Genomic DNA, 24399 nt, shown 5'->3' on the forward strand with positions numbered 1-24399 from the left:
GGCCGGGAATGTGGATTGCGAAGACTCGCCAATTTGGGCCACGCCTTGACGAAAAGGTTGCCGGGCAAGCGATTGGCCGCATAGATTGCCGGAAGATTTGTTCGACAGCTGAATCGGAGAGCACGAATGGCCAGACTGACCGAGGACGCCAAGGGCGTTTACGTTATCGCCGTAACTCCCTTTGCCGATGACGGCGCGCTCGATCTCGAAAGCATCGACAGCATGGTCGATTTCTATGAAGGCGCCGGCGTCACCGGCCTGACGGTGCTCGGCCAACTCGGCGAGGCACCAAAGCTGACCGCCGAGGAATCGCGAACCGTGGTCGAGCGTGTGCTGAAGCGCCTTGACGGGCGCCTGCCGGTGGTCGTCGGCGTGTCGGCGCCCGGACTTGCTCCGATGGGCGAGCTCGCCAAAGCCGTCATGGGCGAAGGTGCTGCCGGCGTCATGGTTGCCCCGCCCTGGACCGTCAGAACCGACGACCAGGTCTTCGCCTTCTACCAGTCGGTTGGTGAAACCCTAGGTGATACGCCTTTCGTGCTGCAGGACTATCCGCTCACCACCAATGTGACGATCGCACCCGCGGTCATCGAGCGCGTGGTCAGGGAGGTGCCCAATTGCGTCATGCTCAAGCATGAGGATTGGCCGGGCCTGTCGAAAATCACCAGGCTTCGCGCGGCCAGCGACAAAGGCAGCATGCGGCGCATCTCCATCCTCTGCGGCAATGGCGGACTTTTCCTGCCGGAGGAGATGGGCCGCGGCGCCGACGGCGCCATGACCGGCTTCTGCTATCCCGAGATGATGGTCGGCGTCGTCGAGGCCTATGGCGCCGGCAATCCCGATCGCGCCCACGAAATCTTCGATGCCTATCTGCCGCTCGCCCGCTACGAACAGCAGCAAGGCATAGGTCTTGCCTGCCGCAAATATGTCCTTGCCAAGCGCGGCGTCATCAAGTCCCCCGCCTTGCGGAAGCCGGGCCCCAGGCTTTCGGCGCTCGACATTGCCGATGTCGAGCGCCTTTTGGCGCGCCAGGCCGTCCATCTCAAGGAGATCGGCGCATGACGGCCGACAGGAATTTCGACTTCGTCATAGCAGGCGGCGGATCCGCGGCATGCGTTGCCGCCATGCGGCTGGTGCGCGACTTCGGCTTTTCCGTTCTTATCATCGAGCGCGGACCGCGCGATACGGCAAGGCTGATGTCCTTTCCCGCCGGCTATATGAAATATCTCGCCCGCGACGATTTTCTCGAGATGCACCATACGGTGCCGCAACCCCAGCTCGGCGGGCGGGGGCCGATCGTGCCGGTCGCCAGCGCTCTCGGCGGCGGCAGCGCTGTCAACGCCATGGTCTATATGCGCGGCCAGAAGGAAGATTACGACGGCTGGGCCGCCCATCTCGGCAATGGAAGTGAATGGTCCTACGAGGACATGCTCCCCCACTTCAAGGGCATCGAGGCCAATAGCCGCTTCAACAACCGTTATCACGGAATTTCGGGCAACCTGCGTGTATCGGAGCCGCGCCATATCTCCGATACGACGGAAGATTTCATCCTGGCGGCCCAGGGACTTGGCCATCCGTATAATCCGGACTTCAACGGCGCGCGGCAGAACGGCGTCGGCATCATGCAGCACACCTTTGCGTCATGGGGCAGGCGCATCGAGCGATCGGATGCCAAGAAAGCCTTTCTCGATCCTCTTGGCGGCGACAGCCGACTGAAGATCGTGACGCGGGCCCGTGTCGATCGCATCCTGATCGAAAGCGGACGGGCCGTCGGCGTCGTTTACACCAGCAATGGCGAGAGCCGCAGGGTATTGGCCACACGCGAGGTGCTCGTCGCCGCCGGCACCTACAACAGCGCCAAGCTGATGATGCTGTCCGGCATCGGCCCGGCCGACCACCTTCGCGAACACGGCATCGCCGTTGCCGCCGATCTTCCCGGTGTCGGCGCCAATCTCCAGGACCATCACGAAGTGCCCGTCATCGCCTCGACGAAATCGAAATCCGGCTATTTCGGCGAGGATCGCGGCTGGCCGATGATCCGAAACGGCCTGCAATATCTCTTGTTCAATACCGGTCCCGTCACCACGACGGGCATCGAATCCTGCCTCTTCTACGATCCAGATGGCGGCGACCGCCCGACGATCCAGCTTTATTGCGCGCCGATCGTCTATCTCGACCGCGACGTCTCATCGGCCAAGTCGACCTACGGAGTGACGTTCACATCCTGCCTGCTGAGACCGAAGGCGCGTGGCAGTGTGAAGCTGCGCTCGCCGAACCCCGCAGACCAACCGCTCGTCGATTGCAATTTCTTCGGTGATCCCGACGACCTGCGCCTGACGCTCGCCTCTCTGAAGACGGCACGCCGGCTGTTGGAGACGGAACCTTTCAAGGGCAAGATCGCCGAGGAAATCCTCCCGGGACGATCGCTCCAGGACGAGGCGTCGCTCACGAAATTCGCCGGCCAGACGGTCAAGACGAATTACCATCCTGCCGGCAGCCTGAGGATGGGACCGGAGACGGATCCCATGTCGGTCGTCGACGGCAGGCTGCGCGTGCGCGGCGTGGACGGGCTGAGGGTGATCGATTGCTCCATCATTCCCTTTATCCCGTCAGGCAATACTAACGCACCGGCAATGGCGATCGGATCGAAGGCGGCAAGCATGATTGCCGAGGACTACCAATGATGACGTACCATCTGGCCTCAACCGCGCAGCTCGAGAACATGGGTATAGCTATCCTGTTTAACGGGACGAAACCCAAGCGACTCCCAGAACTTCATTGCACCATCATTTCCCGCGTGCACGGTGACACAGCGGCAGAAGAGCCGCGCGTGATCCAGAAGAGCCAGGGCAAGCATCCGGCCGACGCCGCGACCGCGCATCCCAGGGCGAACGTAGAAACGCCGCATCCGCAACGCTTCCCGCATGGCGGGTTCGATGGTCATGCCGCCGACAGCAACGAGTGCTGCGCCCGCAAAGGCGCCGAGCAGCCTTTCGCCGTCACGCGCGAAACGGATATCGCCAACTGCCCACTCATCGATAAGCCGGCCGATATGGAAATAACCTTCCTGCCGGGCGTCGCGCGCAAGCCCCGCCATCGCCTCCGGCAAACGGTCACGGAAGTTGCGGATTTAGATCGTCACGGCGATGTCAACGCAACTAGACGGCAAGAACCGGTATCTCGCGCGGCGTCGCCGCGGTTGGGCCGCCGACCGGTATGAAAATCGTGTCGCCATCGCGCGCCATGTCGTGCACCGTATGTTTCTCCAGCGCCTTCGTCACCTCGTAGAGGTCGCCGTCCAGATGTTCGGCGGGAATGAGATTGCCGATCACGAAATCGAAGCGGTCGCCACGCTTGTTCAAGAGTTCGTGGAATACCGTCATGTCGCGAAGCTCCGTCGACCACTTCGCCAGCCAGTAGAAAAGGCCTGAATTGCGCGCCCTCATGTGGACGGGAAGGATCGGCAGATTATACTTGCGCGCCAGCCCGACCGCCGAGGTCTTCCAGGGACGTTCGTTGAGCCGGCCGTTCGCCCAATAGGCGATCCGGCCTGATGGAAAGAGTACCGTCGCCTTGCCTTCCCGCACCGCGTGGTTCGTCAATTGCAGCGTCTCGCGCGCCTTCAGCTTGCTCTTGTGCTCCTCCCGCCATTCGACCGGGATGACCATCTCGGCAAAACGCGGGTTGACGCGGATCGCATCGCGATTGGCAAAGAACATCATATCGGGCCGGCGTGTTTTCAGGAGGTCGAATACAGCGACGCCGTCGGCAATGCCTGTGGGGTGATTGCTCACGAGGATGAAACCGCCGCTATCAGGGATGCGTTCGCCGTTGGCGACGCCGATGTCGAGCTTCAGTACGCCGCTCAGATATTCGAACGACTGGAAACCCGGCATGTTGGCAACCGCATTGGCGAATTCGATCGCCTTGTTGTAGCGCAGAAGCGTGTAGAGGAACGGCCGCATGACCGGCCAGAATGGATTTTTTACGATCCTCTGGCCGCGTTCGGCAATCAGCGTATCGACGATATGACCGGGCTTTCCCTGTGAAACAAGTGCGATCGCTTCCGCGAGTTGTCCGAAAGCCGTCATGGAATCGCGCCGGGCCATGAAAGATCCTGTCTGTGGGCTATAAGCTATCGCAGTACAATATGATCGAAGCGTGACAAAGGCTTGCCGGCATTAGCAATTCCATAACCGTTCCTGCTTCAAATTGGCGGACTTAAAGGCAAATTCAAGGCCAGCGACGTGAATGAACTGCTTGTAATCGCCGACCCGCGCCTGATGGCGGAACGCGCTGCGTGGCTCGAAAACCTCGCTCGCGAACGCCGTCTTTCCGAACATACGCTCGATGCCTATGAGCGCGACACCCGCCAGTTTCTGACTTTCCTGACCGGTCATCTCGCCGGCCCGGCGACCCTCGCCGATATCAGGGAATTGCGCCCCGCCGATTTCCGCGCCTTCCTGGCCGCCCGGCGCAGGCAAGGCTCCGGCGCCCGTTCGCTCGGCCGCAATCTCGCCGGCCTTCGTTCCCTGTTGCGCCACCTCGAAAAGAAGGGCTTGGTCAATGCCGCCGGCGCCGGGGCGATCCGTTCGCCGAAACAGCCGAAGTCGCTACCCAAGCCGTTGTCGGACACGCAGGCGATCACCATCGTCAGCGATGAAGCCCAACTGCATGACGAACCCTGGATCGCCGCGCGCGATGCAGCTGTCATGACGTTGCTCTACGGCTGCGGCCTGCGCATTTCCGAGGCGCTGAATCTCGTTCCCGCCGACTTGCCGAAGAGCGCCACAGCGCTGCGCATCACCGGCAAAGGCAACAAGACGCGGCTCGTGCCGCTTCTGCCCGTGGTTTTCGACGCGGTCGAGAAATATCGCGCGCTCTGCCCATATGATCTCGAAAGCGGTGAGCCGCTGTTTCGCGGCGCCCGCGGCGGCAAGCTGCAGGCGGCGATCATCCAACGCGCAATGCAGAAGCTACGCGGCGCCTTCGGCCTGCCGGAGACGGCAACGCCGCATGCGCTCCGCCACTCCTTCGCCACCCATCTGCTTGCCGGCGGCGGCGATCTCCGCACGATTCAGGAACTGCTCGGCCACGCCAGCCTTTCCACAACGCAGGTCTATACCGGCGTCGATGCTTCCCGGCTGCTCGAGGTGTATGACCGAGCCCATCCGCGCGCCTGATGCATCTCGTGCAGAATGTGCAGCGCATGTGACGACGGCATCCGACATCCTCAGCGCCCATGAATCCGCCCCGATGAGATGCGCTAAGTGTTCGTTAACGCATTCTCTTAAAGGATTATGCGCAAGCCAGGCGTAGAGCAGAAGCGATAGGGCATTTGACCGGAACATCAAGATGACGACTTCAATCGGCCGCCGGGCTTTTTTCCTCGCAGTACCCGGCAATCTGCTGCTCTGGCTGATTGCAGCCTTCCACATGCTGCTTGTTGCAGCGCTGTTTGTCGCCTTCCTGGCTGCAAGGCCGGCGGCGGCCGAGGACGCAGCCTGCACCGGCCGCAATCTCATGGTCGATTTGCAGCAGAACGACCCCGCCCGATATGCCGAGGCGCTAAAGGAAGCCGAGGCAACGCCGAACGGCAAGGGCATCTTCTGGAAGATCGAGAAGCCTGGACTTGCCCCTTCATGGCTGCTGGGCAGCATGCATGTGACCGATCCCCGTGTGCTTGCTCTGCCGTCGCGCGCCCAGATCGCCCATGACACAGCCAATACGATCATCATCGAATCCGACGAGATCCTCGATGAGCGCAAGGCGACCGCCGCCCTGCTCGCACGACCGGAACTGACGATGTTCACCGACGGCACGACGATCGACAAGCTGCTCTCTGCCGACGATTACAAGCGCCTGGAAGCCGGCCTGAAGCAGCGTGGTATCCCGCTCAGCGCCGTTTCCCGGATGCGACCATGGATGATCTCCAGCGCCGTCGCTCTTCCGGCCTGCGAGCTCGCCCGCAAGGCCAAAGGCGTGCAATTTCTCGACCAGAAAATCGCCAGCGACGCCGTTGCCGAAGGCAAGGAGGTCAAGGGGCTGGAAACCCTTGCCGAGCAGATCCAGGCCATGGCCGATCTGCCGGTCGAATTTCATATGAAGTCGCTGATCGAGACGCTGGAACTCGGAGCCAAGATGAACGACGTCGTCGAAACGATGACCGATCTCTACCTCTCCGGCGATATCGGCATGACCATGCCGATGCTGAAGACAGTGACGCCGGCAACTGTCGACGAGACCAGCGACTACGCCGCATTCGAACAGCGCGTCATTCTCGATCGCAACAAGGTGATGGCCGAGCGTGCCGTCCCGATCCTCGACGGCGGCAATGTCTTCATGGCCGTCGGCGCCCTGCACCTGCCCGGCAAGGACGGCGTCATCGAGCTGCTGCGCAAGCAGGGTTTTACGGTGACCGCTGTCAATTAGGCTACTCGGAAAAGGACCGATGCGCGGCAAATAAAATAGCCGCTCGCCTCGCGGCAAGCGGCTGCGCATTTTCGTAGGGCTGCCGACAACCTACATATGGATCGGCTTGAAGAAAGTTGCGAGCGCGGCCTCCTTGACCGCTTCCGACATCGTCGGATGTGCATGGCAGGTGCGGCCGAGATCTTCCGACGATCCGCCGAATTCCATCAGCACGGCGATCTCGTGGATCATCTCGCCGGCGCCGAAACCGACGATGTGGCCGCCGAGCACGCGGTCGGTCTCCTTGTCGGCGAGGATCTTGACGAAGCCGTCGGTCGCCAGCATGGCGCGGGCGCGGCCGTTCGCGGTGAACGGAAACTTGCCGACCTTATAGGCGACGCCTGCCGCCTTCAGTTCCTCCTCGGTCTTGCCGACCGAAGCGACTTCCGGCTGGGTATAGACGACACTCGGAATCACGTCGTAATTGACGTGGCCATGCTGCCCCGCGAGGATTTCGGCAAGCGCGACACCCTCGTCTTCCGCCTTGTGGGCCAGCATCGGGCCCTTGACCACATCGCCGATCGCATAGATGCCGGCGACATTGGTCCTGAAGTGGCCGTCGATCTCGACGCGGCCGCGATTGTCGAGCGCCACGCCCGCCTCTTCCAGGCCGAGGCCTGCGGTGTAGGGCTTGCGGCCGGTGGCGATCAGCACGACTTCAGCGTCGAGCGTCACCTTGTCGCCGCCCTTAACAGGCTCGAACGTCACCTTGGCGCCCTTGCCGCCCTTCTCGACGCCGGTGACCTTGGCGCTAAGGTTGAAATCGATGCCCTGCTTGGCGAGCATGCGCTGGAACTGCTTTGCGACTTCGCCGTCCATGCCGCCGAGGATGGTGTCGAGATATTCGACGACGGTGACCTTTGCGCCAAGACGCGACCAGACGGAGCCGAGTTCAAGGCCGATGACGCCGCCGCCGACGACGATCAGCGTTTCCGGCACCTTTTCCAGCGCAATGCCGCCGGTCGACGAGATGATGGTCTTCTCATCGATTTCGACCTGCACGCCGGGAATGCCGGCGACATCCGAACCGGTGGCGATGACGATGTTCTTGCCGTCGATCTCCTGCGCCGTTCCGTCCTCGGCGGCAATGGAAACCTTGCCTGCCGAAACGACCTTGCCGGTGCCCTGGAAGGTATCGATCTTGTTCTTCTTGAACAGGAAGGCGACGCCGTCGACATTCGCCTTCACCGTCGCATCCTTGTGGGCCATCATATTGCCAAGGTTCAGCGTCGGCGCGGGAACGTCGATGCCGAGCGCACTCAACCCGTGGCCCGCCTGATGGAACATTTCGGAAGCATGCAGCAGCGCCTTCGACGGAATGCAGCCGACGTTCAGGCAGGTGCCGCCATAGGTCGCGCGCTTTTCGACGACGGCGACCTTAAGGCCGAGCTGGGCCGCCTTGACGGCGCAGACATAGCCGCCCGGGCCGGTTCCGATAATGATCACATCGTAAGACATTGCTTCTTTCCCTTTGGATTTTTCGTTTAGGCGGCTGCGCGCGACAGCGCGAGAGCCATCAGGCCGAGGAATTCGAGAATATATGGCATGCTGTTTTTCGCCGTGTCCTTCTAGCGACCGCCGCTCACGTTGAGGATCGCGCCCGTTACATAGGAGGCGGAAGGAGAAAGAAGATAGAGGATAGCGTCCGCCACCTCCTCGGCTGTGCCCGGACGCTGCATCGGGACCGACGGCGCCATTTCGCGCGCCCGGTCCGGCAGTCCGCCCGAAGCATGCAGATCGGTTTCGATGATCCCGGGTCTGACGGCATTCACGCGAATGCCCTCGGCTGCGACCTCGCGCGCAAGCCCGACCGTGAATGTGTCGATAGCGGCCTTCGAGGCGGCATAATCGACATATTGCGTCGCCGAGCCGAGGATCGCGGCCATTGAGGAGATGTTGACGATCGCACCGCCCTGTCCGCCGTGACGGCTCGACATGCGGCGAACGGCCTCCCCCGCACAGAGGATGGAGCCCGTCACATTGACGCGCAGCATCCTTTCGATCCGCTCCATCGACATCTCGTCGACCCGCTGCGGATAGTCGACGATGCCGGCATTGTTGACGAGCCCGTCGAGCCGGCCGAAATGGCGATCGACCGCGGCAAACATCGCAGCGATGTCGGCAGCCTTGCCTACATCGCCCTGGATGGCCACCGCCTCGCCGCCCTCTCCGGCAATCGCCGCGACGACAGCCTCGGCCGCCTGTCGGCTGGAGGCATAATTAACCGCCACGCGCCAGCCCTGCCGCGCGGCGAGCCGGCAGACCGCGGCGCCAATACCCCGGCTGCCGCCGGTCACGAGAACAACAGGTGCATCATTCATGTCGCACACTCCTTGAAAGTCAGCACGTCCCAAGGCGCCACCGAAGCCTTGCCCTCTCCCCAGGCGCTCGATTCACGGATGGCGGGACCAAGGCCGGGAAGTACGATCTTTTCGGCCGCCGCGGCACCCTCCGGCTGCAGATTGTCGACCTCGCCTTTGACATTCATGCCGTAGACGGCGCCCTGCCAGACGGTGCAGGCATCGAGATCGGCGCCGGTCGCGTCTCCCTCCGGGCAGTTGAACATCAGGATGCCGATCGCGCGCACCGGATCTTCCGATGGCATCACATAGCCTTCCATGACCACGGATGTCTTGAGCGCACTGACCTTGAACTGATTGCTGGCGGCAGCCGAGGGAGAATTCAGCGGTGCAAAACGCAGTTCATAGGCGCCGTCACGGTCGACGTAGACGGCCTGCTCCTGTTTGCAATCGACGGCGAACGCGGCGACCGGAACTGCGAAAAACGCGGCAGCTGCAATCGCAGCCACGCCACTCCATCCTGCCATGATCCCGACCGCCCCGCTCATTGCACCTTCGGCTCTCGCCGCCCGTCGGCATTCTCGATCACACCAAAATCCGTCAACAGAACCAGCGGGTGGCCATCCTTGTCGAGGCCCCAGAAGACAGGATAGAAACCGTCGCCCCAACCGCTCCAGAACACCGCAACATTGCCCTTCTTGCCGGCAACCGGCCGGTGCAGTGCATAGTGGCGCTTATTGGCGTCAAGCTCCGACGCCAGCACGTCATCGTAATAATTGATATCGGCATCCGGCTTCTGCGCTTGGACCTGCGCTTCGCGCTCATCGATCCGCCCCAGCGTATCGGCGTCCATGTAGCAGCCGACGCCGGCATCGACCGGATAGCCGAAGATCTCGTCGTCCTTCAGTGTCGCCGGGTCCTGGCCGGGGAGGACGGCCAGTTCCCAGTGATCGGGCTTGCCCTCGGCAAACCGCATGCTGGCCGCCGCGATGCGCCCGAAGGCACGGTAGAGCGTCACCGGATAGTCGCCCGGCGCAACTGTTCTTGCCAGCGCCGGACGATCCGGCTGGGCAAGCGGATCAGCGGCGACAATGCGCCCCGAGGTCAGCTCGACATCGCCCATATGGACCACGTCGATCGACCGGCTGGAGAGTTCGGCATCATCAAGCGTCACCAGTTCGAAATTGCTGCTGGCCTTGCTGACATCCCAGCCGGCGGCCGATGCGAGGACCGGGGCATGCGCGGCGGCAGCGCAAAGGAGAAGGCGCGCCGCTCGCATGATCCGCTTCCGCATCGAAAAGCTCCCTTAGAGATCGAGAACCAGGCGTTCCGGATCTTCCAGGCTCTCCTTGACGCGCACGAGGAAGGTCACCGCTTCCTTGCCGTCGACGATGCGGTGATCGTAGGACAGCGCCAGATACATCATCGGACGGATGACCACCTGGCCGCCGATCGCGACCGGCCGCTCCTGGATCTTGTGCATGCCGAGGATGCCAGACTGCGGCGCGTTGAGGATCGGCGAGGACATCAGCGAACCGTAGACGCCGCCGTTCGAGATGGTGAAGGTGCCACCCTGCATGTCGGCCATCGAGAGCTGACCGTCGCGGGCTGCCTTGCCCAGGCGGCCGATTTCCTTTTCGATCTCGGCGATGGACATCTGGTCGGCGTCGCGAACGATCGGAACCACGAGACCCTTGTCCGTGCCGACCGCGACGCCGATGTGGCAGTAGTTCTTGTAGATGATGTCGGTGCCGTCGATCTCGGCATTGACCGCCGGCAGTTCCTTCAGCGCATGCGTCACAGCCTTGGTGAAGAAGCCCATGAAGCCGAGCTTCACGCCGTGCTTCTTCTCGAAAACGTCCTTGTACTTGTTGCGCAGATCCATGACCGCCTTCATGTCCACCTCGTTATAGGTGGTCAACATGGCGGCGGTGTTCTGGGCGTCCTTGAGGCGCTTGGCGATCGTCTGGCGCAGGCGCGTCATCTTCACGCGCTCTTCGCGCGAGGCATCCTCGACCGTCGAAGGCCCGCGCGCAGCCGCAGGCGCTGCAGCCGGTGCCGCGGTGGGAGCGGAAATGCCCTTGGCGACGGCGGCAATGACATCGCCCTTCAGCACCTGGCCGCGTTTGCCGCTGCCGTCGACCTGATCGGCGGAAAGATTGCTTTCAGCCAGCATCTTCGCAGCCGCCGGTGCCGGCGGCATGGTGGAGACGGAGGCGCTCGACGACGATGCAGCAGCAGCGGCAGCCGGCTGGGCGGCAGCAGCCGGGGCCGGTTGAGCGGGAGCGGCGGCCGGTGCAGCTGCTGCCGGTGCGGCGGCTGCGCCGGCGCCTTCGGCGATCTGGCCAAGCAGCGCGCCGAGGCCGACGGTCTCGCCGGCAGCGGCGACGATTTCCGAAAGCGTGCCGGAAGCGGGTGCGGGAACTTCGATGGTCACCTTGTCGGTTTCAAGCTCCAGAATCGGCTCGTCGGCCTTGATGGCGTCGCCGACCTTCTTGAACCAGGTGCCGACGGTTGCCTCGCTGACGGATTCACCGAGAGTTGGAACGCGGATTTCTGTGGCCATTGTTCAAATCCTGATTTCGTGTGTTTTCGTTTATGCGTTTCAGACGGCGGGCGGCCGCAAAATGATTGAGGGCATCTGCAGGACATCGAAACGGAACCCGAGACCGGAAGCGATGATCGGATCGCCGTCGGCAAGAGCTTGCGCCGCCGCCTGATCTTCGACCTCGACCACTGCCATGCCGAAAGCGCCTTCCCCTTCGAACACCGGACCGACGACGATTGCCGATCCCGCAAGGGCGTGCCGATGCCAGTATTCGACGTGGCGTTTCATCGCCGCGATTTCCTCCCCCGTCCCATCATGCGGGAAAGTGGGGCGCGGCGGCAGCAGTCTCATAAAGAAGTAAGCCATTGCGCCCCCCTTGATTTCAGCCGCCCAATGCGTCCTCGAGGAATGCGGCGAGCTGTGACAAATGCTTCGACATCAGGCCCGTCGCCGGCGAGGCGGCGGCCGGACGGCCGGTATAGCGGACACGCTGGTACTTCGCGTCGATATGGGCAAGCACCCACTCGAGGAAGGGGTCGATGAACGACCATGCGCCCATGTTCTTGGGCTCTTCCTGGCACCAGACCATCTCGGCGTTGCGGAAGCGCGACAGCTCGTTGATGAGCGCCTTTGCCGGGAACGGATAGAGCTGCTCGACGCGCAGGAGATAGATGTCGTCGATGCCGCGCTTTTCACGCTCCTCCAGAAGATCGTAATAGACCTTGCCGGAGCACATGACGACACGGCGGATCTTGTTGTCCTTCTGCAGCTTGATCGGGCCGTCCTTGATCACCTCGGCATCGTCCCACAGCAGGCGATGGAAAGCCGATTCGCCGGCCAATTCGGCAAGCGTCGAAACCGCCCGCTTGTGACGCAGCAGCGACTTCGGCGTCATCAGGATCAGCGGCTTGCGGAAGTCGCGCTTCAGCTGACGGCGCAGGATATGGAAGTAGTTCGCCGGCGTCGTGACATTGGCGACCTGCATGTTGTCTTCCGCGCAAAGCTGTAGGAAGCGCTCCAGGCGAGCCGAAGAGTGCTCCGGACCCTGGCCTTCATAGCCGTGCGGCAGCAGGCAGACGAGGCCGGACATGCGCAGCCACTTGCGTTCGCCCGACGAGATGAACTGGTCGAAGACCACCTGTGCTCCATTTGCGAAATCGCCGAACTGCGCTTCCCAGAGCGTCAGCGCATTCGGGCGGGCCAGCGAGTAGCCATATTCGAAGCCAAGCACAGCCTCTTCCGAAAGCATCGAATTGATGACTTCGTAGCGGGCCTGCGTCGGTGAAAGATTGGCGAGCGGTATATAACGTTCCTCGGTTTCCTGATCGTAGAGAACCGAATGACGCTGCGAGAAGGTGCCGCGTTCGCAATCCTGACCGGACAGGCGGATCTTGTGGCCTTCTAGGCAAAGCGCGCCGAAAGCGAGCGCTTCGGCCATCGCCCAGTCGAGGCCCTCGCCGGTGGCGATCATATTGGCCCGGTTTTCCATGAAACGCTGGATCGTGCGGTGCGCATTGAAGCCAGCGGGGATTTCCGAGAGCTTGCGGCCGATATCCTTCAGCGTCTTCATCGGCACTGCAGTCTTGCCGCGGCGCTGTTCGTCTGCATTGTCGGCGGTGCGCAGGCCCGACCACTCGCCGTCCAGCCAGTCGGCCTTATTCGGCTTGTAGTGCTGGCCGGCGTCGAATTCCTGCTCGAGATGCGCGCGCCAATCGGCCTTCATCTTCTCCACTTCGCCTTCGGTGACCAAGCCTTCGGCGACCAGGCGCGCCGCATAGAGCTGCAGCACGGTCTTGTGGCCGCGGATCACCTTGTACATCTTCGGCTGCGTGAAGGACGGCTCGTCGCCTTCATTGTGGCCGTAGCGGCGATAGCAGAACATGTCGAGCACCACTGGCTTGTGGAACTTCATGCGGAATTCGGTCGCGACCTTGGCCGCATAGACCACAGCTTCGGGATCGTCGCCGTTGACGTGCAGGATCGGCGCCTCGATCATCTTGGCGACGTCGGACGGATAGGGTGACGAGCGCGAGAAGGCCGGATTGGTGGTGAAGCCGATCTGGTTGTTGATGATGACGTGCATGGTGCCGGCAACGCGATGGCCGCGCAGACCCGACAGGCCGAGGATTTCGGCAATGACACCCTGGCCGGCAAAGGCCGCGTCGCCATGGATCAGCAGCGGCAGAACCTTTGCGCGTTCGGAAAGCGGAATGATGTCGCCTTCCCAGACGGTGGCGCTCATGTCCTGCTTGGCGCGGGCCTTGCCCATGACGACGGGATCGACGATTTCAAGATGCGACGGGTTCGCCGTCAGCGAGACGTGCACCTTGTTGCCGTCGAATTCGCGGTCGGAGGAAGCGCCGAGATGGTACTTGACGTCGCCCGAGCCTTCGACTTCGTCAGGGGCGTAGGAGCCGCCCTTGAACTCATGGAAGATCGCGCGGTGCGGCTTGCCCATGACCTGGGAGAGCACGTTCAGGCGGCCGCGATGGGCCATGCCGAACACCGCCTCCTTGAGACCGAGATGGCCGCCGCGCTTCAGGATCTGCTCCAATGCGGGGATCAGTGATTCACCGCCGTCGAGGCCGAAACGCTTCGTGCCCTTGAACTTGACGTCTAGGAACTGTTCGTAGCCTTCGGCTTCGACGAGTTTGGAAAGGATCGCCTTCTTTCCTTCAGGCGTGAAGGCCACACCCTTGTCCGGACCTTCGATGCGTTCCTGTATCCACGCCTTCTCCTCAGGATTGGAGATATGCATGAACTCGACGCCGAGCGTCGAGCAATAGGTGCGCTCGAGAATCTCGATCATCTCGCGAAGGGTCGCATATTCCAGGCCGAGCACGTTGTCGATGAAGATCTTGCGATCGTAATCGGCAGCGGTGAAGCCGTAATTTTCCGGCGACAGCTCGCGATAGTCGTCGACGGCAGCGGCGATGCCGAGGGGGTCGAGCTTGGCGTGCAGATGGCCGCGCATGCGATAGGCGCGGATCATCATGATGGCGCGCACGGAATCGCGCGTCGCCTGCAGCACGTCGGTGGTGTCGGCGGGCTTGCCCTGAGCCTCGGCCTTGGCCTTCACCTTGGTCTCGATCACCTTCTCGACGATACCCCAGTCGCCGTCGAGAGCCGACACCAGGTCGCCGCCGGCCGGAAGCGGCCAGTTCTTCTTGCGCCAGGAAGCACCCTTGGCCGCTTTCTTCACGTCGCTCGGATCGTCTTCCAGCGCCTTGAAGAAGGTGCGCCATTGATCGTCGACCGACGCCGGATCCTCTTCGTAGCGCGCATAGAGCTGCTCGATATAGGCCGCGTTGGCGCCATCCAGAAACGAGGTGATCTGAAATTGCTCGTTGGCTTCTTGCCGTGCCATGGTGATATGCGGACGCTTCGGTCCGCCTCCTGACTTTGATGAATTTGCCGGATCGATTGCCGGCCGCCGCATTCCGATCGCCGCCTGTCCGCGACGCATCTGCTGGTCTCGTATGCGAGCCGGGCGGAAGGCGCAGATGCCGTTCCTCCGCCCGGTCCATAGGTGGTTTTAGCCCTTCAGGACTTCAACCAGCGTCTTGCCCAAGCGAGCCGGAGACGGCGACACCTTGATGCCTGCCGATTCCATCGCCGCAATCTTCGATTCAGCGTCGCCCTTGCCGCCCGATACCACGGCGCCGGCATGGCCCATGGTGCGGCCCTTCGGTGCCGTACGGCCGGCGATGAAGCCGGCCATCGGCTTCTTGCGGCCCTTCTTGGCCTCGTCCTTGAGGAACTGGGCTGCGTCTTCTTCGGCGGAGCCGCCGATTTCGCCGATCATGATGATCGAGGTCGTGGCTTCGTCGGCGAGGAACATCTCCAGCACGTCGATGAACTCGGTGCCCTTGACCGGGTCGCCGCCGATGCCGACAGCCGTCGTCTGGCCGAGGCCTTCATTGGAGGTCTGGAAAACGGCTTCATAGGTCAGCGTGCCCGAGCGGGACACGATGCCGACCGAACCCTTGCGGAAGATCGAGCCCGGCATGATGCCGATCTTGCATTCCTCCGGCGTCAGGATGCCCGGGCAGTTGGGCCCAAGCAGGCGCGACTTGGAACGGTCGAGGCGAGCCTTGACGCGCACCATGTCCATGACGGGGATGCCTTCGGTGATGCAGGTGATAAACGGGATCTCGGCGTCGATCGCCTCGATGATCGCGTCGGCGGCGCCGGCCGGCGGAACGTAGATGACGGTCGCGTCGGCGCCGGTTTTTTCCTTGCCTTCTGCAACGGTTGCAAAGATGGGCAGGCTTTCGCCCTTGGAGCCGGTCCAGGTTTCTCCGCCCTTCTTCGGGTGGATGCCGCCGACCATCTGGGTGCCGTAATAAGCGAGCGCCTGTTCGGTGTGGAAGGTTCCGGTCTTGCCGGTCAGACCCTGAACGAGGACCCTGGTGTCTTTATTGACGAGAATGGACATTCTTTCGATCCCTCAAATTAGCCGTTGATCGCTGCGACGATCTTCTTGGCCGCATCGTCCAAGTCGTCAGCCGCCGTGATCGCGAGACCCGACTCGTTCAGGATCTTCTTGCCGAGCTCGACATTGGTGCCTTCAAGGCGCACGACCAGCGGAACCTTGAGACCGACTTCCTTGACCGCGGCAATGACGCCCTCGGCAATGACGTCGCACTTCATGATGCCGCCGAAGATGTTGACGAGGATGCCTTCGACCTTGGGGTCGGCGGTGATGATCTTGAAGGCCGCAGCGACCTTCTCCTTGCCGGCGCCGCCGCCGACGTCGCAGAAGTTGGCCGGCTCCTTGCCGTACAGCTTGATGATGTCCATCGTCGCCATGGCGAGGCCGGCACCGTTGACCATGCAGCCGATATTGCCGTCGAGCGCGACATAGGCGAGATCCCACTTGGAGGCCTCGATTTCCTTGGCGTCCTCCTCGGTCTCGTCGCGCAGCGCCTTGACGTCGTCGTGACGGAAGAGCGCATTGCCATCGAACGACATCTTGGCGTCGAGGACGCGCAGATGTCCATTCTTCATGACGATCAGCGGGTTGATTTCGAGAAGAGACATGTCCTTCTCGTTGAAGGCCTTGTAGAGCAGCGGGAAGAGCGACTTGGCGTCTTCTGTGGCTGCACCTTCGAGCTCGAGGGCGGCGGAGATCCTGGCGACGTCGGCCGCCGTCACGCCGGCTTCCGGATCGATGGCGATCGTCTGGATCTTCTCGGGCGTATCGTGGGCGACAGCTTCGATGTCCATCCCGCCTTCGGTGGAGACCACGAAGGCGACCTTGCCGACCGAGCGATCGACCAGCAGCGAGCAGTAGAGTTCGCGCTCGATGTCGGCGCCGTCCTCGATATAGAGGCGGTTGACCTGCTTGCCGGCTTCACCGGTCTGCGCGGTCACCAGCGTGTTGCCGAGCATCTCCTTGACGTTGGCAACAACGTCTTCGATCGACTTGGCGAGACGTACGCCGCCCTTGGCTTCCGCCGACAGTTCCTTGAACTTGCCCTTGCCGCGGCCACCCGCATGGATCTGGCTCTTGACTACGTAAAGCGGGCCGGGAAGCGACTTGGCGGCCGCTTCCGCTTCTTCAACCTTGAGAATTGCCACACCCTCGGCAACTGGCGCGCCATAGCCCTTCAGCAGAGCCTTGGCCTGATATTCATGAATGTTCATGGGTCTATCCCTGTTTCGATTACTTCAGCGCCAATTACTTCAGGGCAGGCGCGATGTTGATGCAGGCCTCGCAGAGACCGGCGACGGCGGCAACCGACTTGTCGAAGGCCTCCTTCTCGGTCTTGTTGAGGTCGATCTCGATGACGCGCTCGACGCCGCCGGCGCCGATGACGGTGGGAACGCCGACATACATGTCCTTGACGCCGTATTGGCCAGTGAGATGAGCAGCGCAAGGCAGGACGCGCTTCTTGTCCTTGAGGTAGGATTCGGCCATTTCGATCGCCGAGGCGGCCGGCGCATAATAGGCCGAGCCGGTCTTCAGGAGGCCGACGATTTCGGCGCCGCCGTCACGGGTGCGCTGGATGATCTCTTCGAGGCGCTCCTTGGTGACCCAGCCCATGGTGACGAGGTCGGTGAGCGGAATGCCGCCGACCGTCGAGTAACGGGCGAGCGGCACCATCGTGTCGCCGTGGCCGCCGAGAACGAAGGCCGTCACGTCCTGAACGGAGACGTTGAATTCCTTGGCGAGGAAGAGACGGAAGCGCGAGGAATCGAGAACGCCTGCCATGCCGACGACCTTGTTCGCCGGGAGGCCGGAAAACTTTTGCAGCGCCCAGACCATGGCGTCGAGCGGGTTGGTGATGCAGATGACGAAAGCGTTAGGCGCATATTTCTTGATGCCGGCGCCGACCTGCTCCATGACCTTAAGGTTGATGCCGAGAAGATCGTCGCGGCTCATTCCCGGCTTGCGCGGGACCCCGGCGGTGACGATGCAGACGTCAGCGCCTTCGATCGCCGAATAGTCGCTGGCGCCGGTCAGATTGGCGTCGAAACCTTCGACCGGAGAGGACTGTGCGATGTCGAGACCCTTGCCCTGGGGGATGCCGTCGGCGATGTCGAAGAGGACGATATCGCCCAGCTCCTTCAGGCCGGCGAGATGCGCCAGCGTGCCACCAATCATACCAGAACCAATGAGTGCGATCTTGTTACGCGCCATTTCGCTGTTTCCTTTGCGATCAAATTCGTCGAACGACGCTGCAAGGCCGCTCAATGACGCAATCGCATAGACCCAAAGCCCAAAAATGGCAATCCATTAATTTTGATGCAGCATTTTCAATCGTTTAGATAACAAATTTCTTACGTAAACGTAAGAGAGTTTGTCACTTGATTGTTACTCGGCGGCACGTTTCGCATGGTGCAGCGCAAGATATTCGGCACTTCGCATCTCGAACAGTCGTGATGCCGTGCGGTCGAATTCAAACCCCTCGGTACCCCGGCGGGTGACGAGCAGTTCCTCCGGCATCGCCGCCGCCGATACATAAAGCCGCACGGCATGATCATAGAACGTATCGACCATAATGATGAATCGCTTGATCTGGTTCCGCTTCTCCGGCCCGAGCAAGGGAACGTGGTCGAGGAAGACGGTATCGAACCGTTCGGCGATGGCCAGGAAGTCCGCAGCCCCGAGCGGCTTGTCGCAGAGATCGGCGAAAGAGAACCGCGCCATCCGGTCGGCGGCAAGCGGCACGTGGATGGAGCGCCCCTTCATCGGAATGTCGAGCGGTTGCGCCTTGCGTCCATGCAGCGCCTGCGTCCAGGACGCTTCCATCGCCATGTCATTGTGGTCGTTGATCGGCACCAGATAGACCGGCTGGCTGCTCAGCTTTTCCATCCGGTAATCGGTCGGCGAATCCAGGGTAACAATATCGACATGTTGTTTGAGCAGGGCGACGAAGGGCAGGAACAGGCCGCGATTGAGACCATCCTTGTAAAGATTGTCCGGTTCGACATTCGAAGTTGCGACCAGCACGCATCCCCGCGCGAAGAGTTCGGAAAACAGCCGCGACAGGATCATCGCGTCAGCAATGTCGGTGACGGTGAATTCATCGAAGCAGAGCAGTTCCGCTTCCTCATAGAGGGCTGCGGCGACCGGCGGCATCGGATCGGCCTGCTTCGTCTCGCCGTTCTTGAGCTTCAGCCGGTGCGCCGCGATGCGGCTGTGAACATCCGCCATGAATTCATGGAAATGCGCCCGCCGCTTCTTCCTGCACGGCGCCATCGAGAAGAACATATCCATCAGCATGGTCTTACCACGTCCGACGCTGCCGTGGATGTAAAGCCCCTTGATGCCGTCGGCGGACTTCTTCTTCCTGGCAAACAGCCAGCCAAGCGCGCTCGCCTTTGCCGCCGGCCGCAGCTGCTTCAGCCCGGCAAGCACGCGATCCAGGCTTTTGGCCACGTCCATCTGGGCGGAATCGACCTGCAACGCACCGGCCAGCGTCAGCGATTTAAGCTGTTCGCAAACGCTGAGCGCATAATCTGGCATTGGCTGCATGAGGGCATGTCCGCCTGTCAGTCATCGGCGGGCGCCGCCGGATCGCTTACCCCCGCCGGTTCATTTGCCGGCCGGTTCATTTACCGCGCCAGCTCATTTACCGGCTGAGGCTGATCTGCTGACCTGTATTCGTCTGGCCTTGGAAGCGATTGTCGGCCGTCTTGTAGACGCTGCCGATCTGGTTGCCCGAACGATCCTTGAGCAGCACCTGCTTGCCCGCCACCTCCCAGGAGCCCATCGCCGTCAGTTCGCCGACGCAGCCGCGCGTGCCGCCACGCGACCCGCTGCCGAGATTGGTGAGCGTCAGGAACATGTCGCAGCTGCCGTTGACGCGCCAGCTTCCGACCATCGATTCCTTGGTGACGTCGAGTGCATTCGCAGCCATGGCGCCGGACTGTGCCCCAGGCATCGGTGCCGTCGCCGTCGGCGCGGCCGGAAACTGCGCGCTGCCGGTCGGCGGGGGAAGCTGCCCGCCCTGCACCGAGGGGACAGGCTGCGCCGTCAACGGCGCCGGCCCGGCATTCGAGTTGGAGCTGTAATCATATGCCGTACGCTGACAACCGGCTAGCGCGAGAGCCACCACCAGACCTGTTATCGCATATCGCAACTGCATCATCATACTCCTGAATTCGGCTATAGCCGCAAAGAAACGGGCGTGAGATAGGCCCGATTATCGTAATTCGCTTTGGTTAATCAAGTCGGGCTGCATAAATTGCCCGTGACAACAACTAACCGAAAAACGATACAGTTCAACTGCCCCGCTGCAAAACTTCCTGCACATAGAATTTGTCAGGAACGTGTTGCGCGCGTGGATCTCCGCCCGAGTCCTTGCGAGCTCCCGCAATGATCAGACCCGGCGCTCGACCATCATCTTCTTGATTTCGGCGATTGCCTTGGCCGGGTTGAGGCCCTTCGGGCAGGTCTGCGCACAGTTCATGATCGTGTGGCACCGGTAGAGGCGGAACGGATCCTCGAGATTGTCGAGACGCTCGCCGGTCGCCTCGTCTCTGGAATCGATCAGCCAGCGATAGGCCTGCAGCAGAACGGCCGGACCGAGATAACGGTCGCCGTTCCACCAGTAGCTCGGACAGGAGGTCGAGCAGCAAGCGCAGAGGATGCATTCATAGAGGCCGTCGAGCTTCTGCCGGTCCTCATGGCTCTGCTTCCATTCCTTGGCCGGCGTCGGTGACACCGTCTTCAGCCAGGGCTCGATTGAGCGATGCTGGGCGTAGAAGTTGCTGAGATCGGGCACCAGATCCTTGACGACTGGCATATGCGGCAGCGGATAGACCTTTACCGCGCCCTTGATATCATCCAAGCCCTTGGTGCAGGCGAGCGTATTGGTGCCGTCGATGTTCATCGCGCAGGAGCCGCAGATGCCCTCGCGACAGGAACGGCGCAGCGTCAGCGTCGGATCGATCTTGTTCTTGATGTAGAGCAGGCCATCGAGCACCATCGGGCCGCAATCGTCGACATCGATGTAGAAAGTGTCGATCGACGGGTTCTGGCCGTCGTCCGGGCTCCAGCGGTAGACGCGGAATTCGCGCGTGTTCGTCGCACCGGCCGGCTTCGGCCAGACCTTGCCTTCGCGCATCTGGGAGTTCTTCGGAAGAGCGAGTTCAACCATGCCAGGTTCCTCTTGAGATCAGTAGACGCGCGCCTTCGGCTCGATCTTGTACGGATCGATGCCTTCGGCAATCAGCTCGGTGTGAACGGGCCGGTAGTCGAGTTTCACCTCGCCTGCGTCGTTCACCCAGGCGAGCGTATGCTTGCGCCAGTTGAGGTCGTCGCGGCCGGCGAATGCGCCCTCGGTATAATCCTCGCGGGCGTGCGAACCGCGGCTCTCCTTGCGGGCCTCGGCGCCGTAGATCGTCGTGATGGCGTTCGCCATCAGATTCTGCAGCTCGAGCGTTTCCACGAGATCGGAGTTCCAGATCATCGACCGGTCGGTGACCTTCAGATCGCGCATTTCCTGCCAGATCGCCGAAATGCGCCGGCAACCGGATTCCAGCGATTCCTGCGTGCGGAACACGGCCGCGTCCTCCTGCATGGCGCGCTGCATCTTCTCGCGCAGCGCCGCCGTCGGCGTGCCGCCGCTAGCGTGACGCAGGCCGTCGAAACGATCCATGATCTTGTCGCAGGCGGCGACGTTGAGATGCGGAATCGGCTCGGCGCGGTCGATCACCTCGCCGGCGCGAATCGCGGCGGCGCGGCCGAAGACCACAAGGTCTATCAGCGAATTGGAGCCGAGGCGGTTGGCGCCGTGCACCGAGGCGCAGCCGGCTTCGCCGACAGCCATCAGGCCGGGGATGATCCGTTCCGGATTGGCGGCGTCGGCATTCAGCACTTCGCCCCAATAGTTGGTTGGAATACCGCCCATATTGTAATGAACGGTCGGCAGAACCGGGATCGGCTCGCGCGTGACGTCGACTCCGGCAAAGATCTTGGCGCTCTCGGAAATCCCCGGCAGGCGTTCATGAAGAACGGCCGGATCGAGGTGGTCGAGATGCAGGAAGATGTGGTCCTTGTTTTTGCCGACGCCGCGGCCTTCGCGGATCTCCAGCGTCATGCAGCGCGAGACGACGTCGCGCGAGGCAAGATCCTTGGCCGAAGGCGCATAACGCTCCATGAAGCGTTCGCCTTCGGAGTTGACGAGGTAGCCGCCTTCACCGCGCGCGCCTTCGGTGATCAGACAGCCCGAACCATAGATGCCGGTCGGGTGGAACTGCACGAATTCCATGTCCTGCAGCGGCAGGCCGGCACGCGCCACCATACCGCCGCCGTCGCCGGTGCAGGTATGGGCCGAGGTCGCCGAGAAATAGGCGCGGCCGTAGCCACCGGTCGCCAGCACCACCATCTTGGCGGCGAAGCGATGGATCGTGCCGTCGTCGAGGCACCAGGCAATGACACCGGTGCAGCGGCTGCCGTCTTCCGACATGATCAGGTCTAGCGCGAAATATTCGATGAAGAATTCGGCATTGTTGCGCAGCGACTGGCCGTAGAGCGTATGCAGGATGGCGTGGCCCGTGCGGTCGGCGACAGCGCAGGTGCGCTGTACCGGCGGGCCTTCGCCGTAATTCTGCATGTGGCCGCCGAACGGGCGCTGGTAGATCTTGCCTTCCTCGTTACGCGAGAACGGCACGCCGTAATGCTCGAGCTCGTAGACCGCCTTCGGCGCTTCCATGGTGAGATACTGCATGGCGTCGACGTCGCCGAGCCAGTCGGAACCCTTGACGGTATCATAGAGATGCCACTGCCAGCTATCCGGCGTCATGTTGCGCAGCGAGGCGGCAATGCCGCCCTGGGCCGCAACCGTATGAGAGCGGGTCGGGAACACCTTGGTTATGCAGGCGGTGCGGAAACCCTGCTCGGCCATGCCGAGCGTCGCGCGCAAGCCCGCGCCGCCGGCGCCGACGACGATCACGTCATAGGAGTGATCGACATATTTGTAGGCCTTGCCATTCTGGGCGGGTGAGGTCGGTGCCATGTCGAGCTTATCCTACGAATGCGATTTTCAGAATGGCGAAAAGACAGAGACTGGCGATCACGATCGCAAAGAAGGTGTTCAGCATCAGCAGAGCGATCTTGCCGAATTCGCCATGAACGTAGTCCTCGATGATGACCTGCATGCCGAGCTTCATATGGATGACGCCCGATATCACCATCAATCCCATGACGACGGCGACGAAGGGGTTCGACAGGGCGCGAACCACATCCGCGTAGGGCGCGCCGGCATAGGCGATCATGAAGATGACGAAGAACAGGATCAACGGAATATTGGAGACCGCAGTCAGCCGCTGACGCCAGAAATGGCTCGTGCCTTCCTTGGCGGAGCCGAGCCCGCGAACCTTGCCGAGGGGGGTGCGCATATCCATGAGAGGACCTTCAGAAGCGAATGAGGAGGCCGATCGCCCAGACCAGCACGGTCAGACAGAGCGATCCGATGACGTTGGCGATGGCGAGCTTGGTCGAGACTTCCTTCTCGAAGCCGTAGCCGAGGTCCCACATGAGATGGCGGAAGCCGCCGAGCATGTGGTGCAGCAGTGCCCAGGTATAGCCGAGCAGCACGAGCTTGCCGAGCAGGCTGCCGAGCACCCAGTTTGCCCAGTCGTATGAGCTCTGGCCGCTTGCCGCCGCGATCAGCCACCAGGCGACGAGCAACGTGCCGACGTAAAGCGCGCCACCGGTGATGCGGTGGACGATGGACATGACCATGGTGGGAATAAGTTTATAGACTTGCAAATGCGGCGACAGGGGCCGGTTATTTGTCACGTTCGCCATCAGAACCTCGCGGCGGCTTCTCTGCGCTCCCGGGTTTCGGAGCATTCTCAGTCAACCACACGAATGACAAAATCCTCTGTGTGCGTTGCATCAATTGCGACGTTTAATCACCGGACAGCCATACGACAAGCACAATTGCTGTCTGCTTCTAATTTAATCGATTCGGGTTACCGCGAAGTTTGCGGGCTAACGAAACTGATCTTTGGCGCTCAATATTTCAGCCACTCCGCCGGCACGCATGGACAAGCCACGGCTTTTGGCGCAATCTGGCGTTAACGATTTGTTAACGATCGCAATTCCAGAGGCCGGCATCCATGTTTCCCCGTCTGTCGAGAGTTATCTTGCTTGCCCTTGCCGCGCTGGCTGCACTTCCCGCAATGGCGGGCGAGCGCCGAGGCGATCATCGCTTTTCCGGCCATCGCCGTGCTTTCCACGACGGATTTCAACTCGGCGAAAGGGTGAGCTGGCGCGACCGCGGCATTCGTTTCGACAGCGCCTATGGCCATCGACACGGCAGAAAGCGGATGCCGATGCTGAAGCAGTTTTCGCCGGCGGGAGCCAGTCGCATCGCCCGCGGCAGTCTCGTCGTGCTCCTTCCCCAGGCAGCCGGCGGATACGGCGGCGGAACCTATTCCGGGTCTTCCTATGTTTACGAGACCGATGGCGGAACCTATGTCGGGGGCGACAGCTACGGCTACTATCCCGCAATCCGGCCTGAGCCGCTCGCGCCGAAGGCGAAGGTCATCGACGTTGCCATCCAGGACGACCCCTGCTCCTATGAAGCCAATGTCTGCGTCATCCGGCCTTAAACCATGTCG

General features: G+C 61.9%; 23 protein-coding genes. 5 read left to right on the plus strand and 18 right to left on the minus strand.

Features of this window, described 5'->3' with window-relative positions; genetic code table 11:
• Positions 1 to 126 precede the first annotated feature (126 nt).
• Together FFR93_RS33350 and FFR93_RS33355 are read left to right on the plus strand one after the other, a co-directional pair.
• Positions 127 to 1059: a dihydrodipicolinate synthase family protein gene (locus FFR93_RS33350; RefSeq protein ID WP_138396331.1), complete on the plus strand. Its 933-nt coding sequence runs from the start codon at positions 127 to 129 to the stop codon at positions 1057 to 1059.
• Positions 1056 to 2681, plus strand: a complete 1626-nt coding sequence (locus FFR93_RS33355) for a GMC family oxidoreductase N-terminal domain-containing protein (protein ID WP_138396332.1) — start codon at positions 1056 to 1058, stop codon at positions 2679 to 2681. The genes FFR93_RS33350 and FFR93_RS33355 overlap by 4 nt, the downstream gene beginning before the upstream one ends.
• Positions 2682 to 2698: 17 nt before the next feature.
• Here the strand turns inward: FFR93_RS33355 and FFR93_RS33360 are convergent, their stop codons facing one another.
• A complete protein-coding gene (locus tag FFR93_RS33360; protein ID WP_221094465.1) occupies positions 2699 to 3094 on the minus strand; it encodes a GNAT family N-acetyltransferase in 396 nt (131 codons plus the stop codon).
• Positions 3095 to 3155: 61 nt separating this feature from the next.
• Positions 3156 to 4106: a GNAT family N-acetyltransferase gene (locus tag FFR93_RS33365; protein ID WP_138396333.1), complete on the minus strand. Its 951-nt coding sequence runs from the start codon at positions 4104 to 4106 to the stop codon at positions 3156 to 3158.
• Between the two features lie 138 nt (positions 4107 to 4244).
• Between FFR93_RS33365 and FFR93_RS33370 the strand changes: the two genes are divergently transcribed.
• Both FFR93_RS33370 and FFR93_RS33375 read left to right on the plus strand, forming a co-directional pair.
• The gene (locus tag FFR93_RS33370; RefSeq protein ID WP_138396334.1) at positions 4245 to 5180 is read left to right on the plus strand and encodes a tyrosine recombinase XerC; all 936 of its coding nucleotides are present in this window, start codon (positions 4245 to 4247) and stop codon (positions 5178 to 5180) included.
• A gap of 172 nt (positions 5181 to 5352) precedes the next feature.
• Positions 5353 to 6429, plus strand: a complete 1077-nt coding sequence (locus tag FFR93_RS33375; RefSeq protein WP_138396335.1) for a TraB/GumN family protein — start codon at positions 5353 to 5355, stop codon at positions 6427 to 6429.
• 90 nt (positions 6430 to 6519) lie between these two features.
• Here FFR93_RS33375 and lpdA read toward each other — a convergent pair whose 3' ends face one another.
• The 16 genes from lpdA to sdhC all read right to left on the minus strand — a co-directional run bounded on the left by lpdA (position 6520) and on the right by sdhC (position 23581).
• Entirely contained in the window at positions 6520 to 7926 is a 1407-nt protein-coding gene (gene lpdA, locus FFR93_RS33380) for a dihydrolipoyl dehydrogenase (protein WP_138396336.1), read from the minus strand.
• A gap of 110 nt (positions 7927 to 8036) precedes the next feature.
• Complete coding sequence (locus FFR93_RS33385) at positions 8037 to 8789, minus strand: SDR family oxidoreductase (RefSeq protein WP_064712561.1); 753 nt, start codon at positions 8787 to 8789, stop codon at positions 8037 to 8039.
• Entirely contained in the window at positions 8786 to 9316 is a 531-nt protein-coding gene (locus tag FFR93_RS33390) for a hypothetical protein (RefSeq protein ID WP_138396337.1), read from the minus strand. The genes FFR93_RS33385 and FFR93_RS33390 overlap by 4 nt, the downstream gene beginning before the upstream one ends.
• Complete coding sequence (locus FFR93_RS33395; RefSeq protein WP_138396338.1) at positions 9313 to 10062, minus strand: DUF4241 domain-containing protein; 750 nt, start codon at positions 10060 to 10062, stop codon at positions 9313 to 9315. The genes FFR93_RS33390 and FFR93_RS33395 overlap by 4 nt, the downstream gene beginning before the upstream one ends.
• 12 nt (positions 10063 to 10074) lie before the next feature.
• A complete protein-coding gene (gene odhB / locus FFR93_RS33400; protein WP_064707970.1) occupies positions 10075 to 11334 on the minus strand; it encodes a 2-oxoglutarate dehydrogenase complex dihydrolipoyllysine-residue succinyltransferase in 1260 nt (419 codons plus the stop codon).
• A gap of 39 nt (positions 11335 to 11373) precedes the next feature.
• Positions 11374 to 11682: a YciI family protein gene (locus FFR93_RS33405; RefSeq protein WP_138396339.1), complete on the minus strand. Its 309-nt coding sequence runs from the start codon at positions 11680 to 11682 to the stop codon at positions 11374 to 11376.
• A 16-nt stretch (positions 11683 to 11698) separates the two neighbouring features.
• Positions 11699 to 14683 carry a 2-oxoglutarate dehydrogenase E1 component gene (locus tag FFR93_RS33410; protein ID WP_064708218.1) on the minus strand — a complete coding sequence of 995 codons (2985 nt, stop codon included), beginning with the start codon at positions 14681 to 14683 and terminating at the stop codon, positions 11699 to 11701.
• Between the two features lie 168 nt (positions 14684 to 14851).
• Positions 14852 to 15754, minus strand: a complete 903-nt coding sequence (gene sucD / locus FFR93_RS33415) for a succinate--CoA ligase subunit alpha (RefSeq protein WP_138396340.1) — start codon at positions 15752 to 15754, stop codon at positions 14852 to 14854.
• 17 nt (positions 15755 to 15771) lie between these two features.
• On the minus strand, positions 15772 to 16965 hold the full coding sequence (gene sucC, locus FFR93_RS33420) for an ADP-forming succinate--CoA ligase subunit beta (RefSeq protein WP_138396341.1): 1194 nt from the start codon (positions 16963 to 16965) through the stop codon (positions 15772 to 15774).
• A 34-nt stretch (positions 16966 to 16999) separates the two neighbouring features.
• On the minus strand, positions 17000 to 17962 hold the full coding sequence (gene mdh, locus FFR93_RS33425; protein ID WP_004679265.1) for a malate dehydrogenase: 963 nt from the start codon (positions 17960 to 17962) through the stop codon (positions 17000 to 17002).
• A gap of 174 nt (positions 17963 to 18136) precedes the next feature.
• Entirely contained in the window at positions 18137 to 19300 is a 1164-nt protein-coding gene (zapE, locus tag FFR93_RS33430) for a cell division protein ZapE (protein WP_138396342.1), read from the minus strand.
• A gap of 97 nt (positions 19301 to 19397) precedes the next feature.
• Entirely contained in the window at positions 19398 to 19913 is a 516-nt protein-coding gene (locus FFR93_RS33435) for a protease inhibitor Inh/omp19 family protein (protein WP_138396343.1), read from the minus strand.
• A gap of 234 nt (positions 19914 to 20147) precedes the next feature.
• Positions 20148 to 20927 (minus strand): succinate dehydrogenase iron-sulfur subunit, encoded by a 780-nt coding sequence (locus FFR93_RS33440; RefSeq protein WP_004679254.1) that lies wholly within the window; start codon positions 20925 to 20927, stop codon positions 20148 to 20150.
• A gap of 18 nt (positions 20928 to 20945) precedes the next feature.
• Positions 20946 to 22787, minus strand: coding sequence for a succinate dehydrogenase flavoprotein subunit (sdhA, locus tag FFR93_RS33445; protein ID WP_138396344.1), 1842 nt, complete (start codon positions 22785 to 22787; stop codon positions 20946 to 20948).
• Positions 22788 to 22794: 7 nt separating this feature from the next.
• Positions 22795 to 23175 (minus strand): succinate dehydrogenase, hydrophobic membrane anchor protein, encoded by a 381-nt coding sequence (sdhD, locus tag FFR93_RS33450; RefSeq protein ID WP_020922476.1) that lies wholly within the window; start codon positions 23173 to 23175, stop codon positions 22795 to 22797.
• A gap of 10 nt (positions 23176 to 23185) precedes the next feature.
• Positions 23186 to 23581, minus strand: coding sequence for a succinate dehydrogenase, cytochrome b556 subunit (sdhC, locus tag FFR93_RS33455; RefSeq protein ID WP_064707977.1), 396 nt, complete (start codon positions 23579 to 23581; stop codon positions 23186 to 23188).
• A gap of 314 nt (positions 23582 to 23895) precedes the next feature.
• Here sdhC and FFR93_RS33460 point away from each other — a divergent pair, with 314 nt between their 5' ends.
• Positions 23896 to 24390: a hypothetical protein gene (locus FFR93_RS33460; protein WP_138396345.1), complete on the plus strand. Its 495-nt coding sequence runs from the start codon at positions 23896 to 23898 to the stop codon at positions 24388 to 24390.
• Positions 24391 to 24399 lie beyond the last annotated feature (9 nt).

It is taken from the genome of Rhizobium sp. MHM7A, from assembly GCF_005862215.1.
Classification (GTDB): domain Bacteria; phylum Pseudomonadota; class Alphaproteobacteria; order Rhizobiales; family Rhizobiaceae; genus Rhizobium; species Rhizobium bangladeshense.